The following is a 233-nucleotide window of genomic DNA, read 5'->3' on the forward strand; positions in this document are numbered from 1 at the left end:
CACCACCTGAGCGCCACGCTTGACGGCTTCGCGCAGCGGTTCGAGCATGCGTGGGTGGTTGGTGCCGGGGTTCTGGCCCCAGACGAAAATCGCGTCGGCATGTTCGAAGTCATCGAAGGTCACGGTGCCTTTGCCCACGCCGACGCTCTGCGCCAAAGCCACGCCGCTGGCCTCGTGACACATGTTCGAACAATCCGGGAAGTTGTTGGTGCCGTAGGCGCGCACGAACAGCT

At 63.5% G+C, this 233-nt stretch carries 1 pseudogene; it reads right to left on the minus strand.

Annotated features, from left to right (window positions below):
- A pseudogene (locus SB765_RS34015) lies at positions 1 to 233 on the minus strand (hypothetical protein); the annotation flags it as partial.

The organism is Pseudomonas sp. SIMBA_067, from assembly GCF_046534675.1.
GTDB classification, from domain to species: domain Bacteria; phylum Pseudomonadota; class Gammaproteobacteria; order Pseudomonadales; family Pseudomonadaceae; genus Aquipseudomonas; species Aquipseudomonas putida.